This window comes from Shinella sp. M31 (assembly GCF_049199205.1).
GTDB lineage: Bacteria > Pseudomonadota > Alphaproteobacteria > Rhizobiales > Rhizobiaceae > Shinella.
This window is the reverse complement of the sequence record NZ_JBLZPH010000007.1, coordinates 1-3215: the sequence shown is the minus strand read 5'-3', so window position 1 is coordinate 3215 and position 3215 is coordinate 1. Positions and strand designations below refer to the sequence as shown.

The following is a 3215-nucleotide window of genomic DNA, read 5'->3' as shown; positions in this document are numbered from 1 at the left end:
TTCTCGGTCTGCATCCTCGGCCTTGCGGTCAACTGGCTGTCGGCCGGCCTGCTCGCCTTCACCATCTTCTTCTACGCCGTCGTCTATACGATGTGGCTCAAGCGCTCGACGCCGCAGAACATCGTCATCGGCGGTGCGGCCGGCGCCTTCCCGCCGATGATCGGCTGGGCCTGCGTGACGGGCGGCGTGTCCATCGAGAGCGTCGTGCTCTTCCTCATCACCTTCCTGTGGACCCCCGCGCATTTCTGGGCGCTCGCCCTGTTCAAGATGCGCGATTACGAGGCCGTCGGCGTGCCGATGCTGCCGAACGTTTCGGGCGAGGCCACCACGAAGGTGCAGATCGTCCTCTATGCGGTGCTGACCGCCGTCATCGCCGTCGTGCCGACTTATCTCGGCCTTGCCAGCATCGGTTATGGTCTCTTTGCCGCAGCGCTCGGCCTGGGCTTCGTGTGGTATTCCATCGGCGTGTTGCGCATGCCGGAAGGCGACCGCGCGATGGTGCCGGCCAAGAAACTCTTCGCCTTCTCCATCGTCTATCTGTTCGCGATCTTCTCCGGCCTGATGTTCGACCGCCTGATCGCGTCTTTCGGATGGGTACTGTAATGGAAACCGTAAATCTCACTGACCGCCAGAAGAAGGCCCGCCGCGGCCGCAACATCGCGCTCGGCGCGGTGCTTCTGGGTCTCGTCGTCGTGTTCTATGTCGTGACGCTGATCAAGTTCGGCGGCGGAATGGCGGGCTGATGATGAGCGATAGCAACAAGACCGAACGGAAAAAGACGGGCAACGGCGCCGTCGTCGCCATGTGCTGTTCCTTCGTCATCGGCATGGGCGCGATGGCTTACGCCGCCGTGCCGCTCTACGAGATGTTCTGCAAGGCGACCGGCTACGGCGGCACGACGCAACGCGTCGAGCAGGCCTCCGATGTCATTCTCGATCAGACGATCAAGGTGCGCTTCGACGCCAATACCGGTCCAGGCCTGCCCTGGACTTTCGAGCCGGTGCAGCGCGAGGTCGAGCTGAAAATCGGCGAGACCGTGCAAATCCTCTACAAGGCGCGCAACAACTCGTCCAAGGCGACGACCGGCCAGGCGACGTTCAACGTCACCCCGGAACAGACCGGCGCCTATTTCAACAAGGTCCAGTGCTTCTGCTTCACCGAAACGACGCTGAAGCCGGGTGAAGAATTGGAAATGCCCGTCGTCTTCTTCGTCGATCCGGAGATCGTCAAGGCGGTCGAGACGAAGGGCATCCACACGATCACGCTGTCCTACACCTTCTATCCGCATGAGGCGTCGAAGCCGGTGGCTTCGGCTGCGGATAACAAGACGGACGACGTAAACAAGCTTTGAAAGACATGCGTTTCCGGCTATGCCGGGGACAGAACGCGATACATTCGGGGACAATCACATGGCCGATGCGCACCAGAAGAAACACGACTACCACATCATCGACCCCAGCCCGTGGCCGCTTCTCGCCTCCATCGGCGCGTTCGTCATGGCGCTCGGCGGCATCGGCTACATGCGTTACGTCTCGGGTGGCGCCTTCCACCTGTTCGGCGTCAACCTCGCCACGCCGTGGATCTTCTTCATCGGCTTGCTGATCGTGCTCTACACGATGTATGCCTGGTGGGCGGACACGGTGAAGGAAGCCCATGAGGGCCACCACACCCGCGTCGTCTCGCTGCACCTGCGCTACGGCATGATCATGTTCATCGCTTCGGAAGTGATGTTCTTCGTCGCCTGGTTCTGGGCCTTCTTCGACGCCAGCCTGTTTGCCGCCGAACCGATCCAGGCCGCGCGCGCCGCCTATACCGGTGGTGTCTGGCCGCCGAAGGGCATCGAGGTTCTCGATCCCTGGCACCTGCCGCTCTACAACACCGTCATCCTGCTGCTCTCGGGCACCTGCGTGACCTGGGCGCACCACGCCCTCCTGCACAACGACCGCAGGGGCCTGGTCAACGGTCTCGTTCTGACCGTGCTGCTCGGTATCCTGTTCTCCTTCGTTCAGGCCTACGAATACGCCCACGCTCCGTTCGCCTTCAAGGACTCGATCTACGGCGCGACCTTCTTCATGGCGACCGGCTTCCACGGCTTCCACGTCCTGGTCGGCACGATCTTCCTGATCGTCTGCCTCATCCGTGCGCTGCGCGGCGATTTCACCCCCAAGCAGCACTTCGGTTTCGAAGCCGCCGCCTGGTACTGGCACTTCGTCGACGTCGTCTGGCTCTTCCTCTTCTTCTCCATCTACATCTGGGGTGGCTGGGGCGCGCCGATCGCGCACGGCTGATCCGAGAGATCACGGACTTTCGAACGGCCGCAGCGATGCGGCCGTTTGTTTTTGGGGCTCTTTGCCGCGGGCTTTCGGTTGGACGAGGGGGTAGCGGAGCGATATACCAGCCGGATGGATTTCAGGCGATGTCGCAGCCCCTCATCCCCCTGCCGGGACCTTCGCACCCGCTTGCGGGGAGAGGATGCCGGCAGGCAGGTGAGGGGCGTCACCAGCATAGCAATCGGCCCGTAGGGAAACACGGAAATGAACATGGACGACGACAAGGCGCTCTATCCCCCGGTCGATCCCATCAAGGCAGGCCTCAGCGCCTGCTGCCCGCGCTGCGGCCAGGGCAAGCTGTTCGACGGCCTGCTGACGGTGAAGCCGGCCTGCGCCAATTGCGGCCTCGACTATTCCTTCGCCGATTCGGGCGACGGCCCCGTCGTCTTCGTGATCCTGATCGTCGGCTTCATCGTCGTCGGCTCGGCGCTGTGGATGGAGGTCAACTACAATCCGCCGCTCTGGGTGCATTTCCTGCTGTGGATCCCCCTGGTCATCGTGCTGGGCCTCGCACTGACACGTGTCCTCAAGGGCCTGCTCATCACCCTGCAATACCGCAACAACGCCCGCCCCGGCGAGATCGACCGTGGCTGAGGTTCCGGCAAGCCATCGTCCGCGCCCGCCCGCCGGTCGGGGAAAGCTGGTCCTGACGGGCATCGCCTTCTTCATCGCGCTCGCCATCCTGCTGTCGCTCGGCACCTGGCAGGTCCAGCGCCTGCACTGGAAGGAAAAGCTGCTCGCCGACATCGCCGAGCGCCGGGTCGCAGCCCCTGTAGCGCTCGCCGATATCGAAGCGATGGCCGCCAGGGGCGAGGATATCGAATATCGCCCGGTCACCGTCACGGGCGTCTTTGCCAACAACCGCGAGCGTCACTTCTTCGCCAC

The 3215-nt window shown here is 63.0% G+C and carries 6 protein-coding genes; all 6 read left to right on the top strand.

Annotated features, from left to right (window positions below):
• Nucleotides 1-603, top strand: a 603-nt coding sequence (locus ACOZKU_RS01485; protein WP_421577369.1) for a protoheme IX farnesyltransferase, incomplete at its 5' end; no start/stop codon positions are given.
• A complete protein-coding gene (locus ACOZKU_RS01480; RefSeq protein WP_298096955.1) occupies nt 603-743 on the top strand; it encodes a hypothetical protein in 141 nt (46 codons plus the stop codon). The genes ACOZKU_RS01485 and ACOZKU_RS01480, both read left to right, overlap by 1 nt.
• 2 nt (nt 744-745) lie before the next feature.
• Nucleotides 746-1351, top strand: coding sequence for a cytochrome c oxidase assembly protein (locus tag ACOZKU_RS01475; RefSeq protein ID WP_421577370.1), 606 nt, complete (start codon nt 746-748; stop codon nt 1349-1351).
• A gap of 58 nt (nt 1352-1409) precedes the next feature.
• On the top strand, nt 1410-2288 hold the full coding sequence (locus ACOZKU_RS01470) for a cytochrome c oxidase subunit 3 (protein WP_421577368.1): 879 nt from the start codon (nt 1410-1412) through the stop codon (nt 2286-2288).
• A 252-nt stretch (nt 2289-2540) separates the two neighbouring features.
• Nucleotides 2541-2924, top strand: a complete 384-nt coding sequence (locus ACOZKU_RS01465) for a DUF983 domain-containing protein (RefSeq protein WP_421577367.1) — start codon at nt 2541-2543, stop codon at nt 2922-2924.
• Nucleotides 2917-3215: SURF1 family cytochrome oxidase biogenesis protein (locus ACOZKU_RS01460; protein ID WP_421577366.1), on the top strand; the 299-nt coding region annotated here is incomplete at its 3' end. The genes ACOZKU_RS01465 and ACOZKU_RS01460, both read left to right, overlap by 8 nt.

Bases quoted from the DNA above. Each gene is read 5' to 3' on its own strand.
- ACOZKU_RS01470 (WP_421577368.1), top strand. From the start codon at position 1,410: ATGGCCGATGCGCACCAGAAGAAACACGACTACCACATCATCGACCCC.
- ACOZKU_RS01480 (WP_298096955.1), top strand. From the start codon at position 603: ATGGAAACCGTAAATCTCACTGACCGCCAGAAGAAGGCCCGCCGCGGC.
- ACOZKU_RS01465 (WP_421577367.1), top strand. From the start codon at position 2,541: ATGGACGACGACAAGGCGCTCTATCCCCCGGTCGATCCCATCAAGGCA.
- ACOZKU_RS01475 (WP_421577370.1), top strand. From the start codon at position 746: ATGAGCGATAGCAACAAGACCGAACGGAAAAAGACGGGCAACGGCGCC.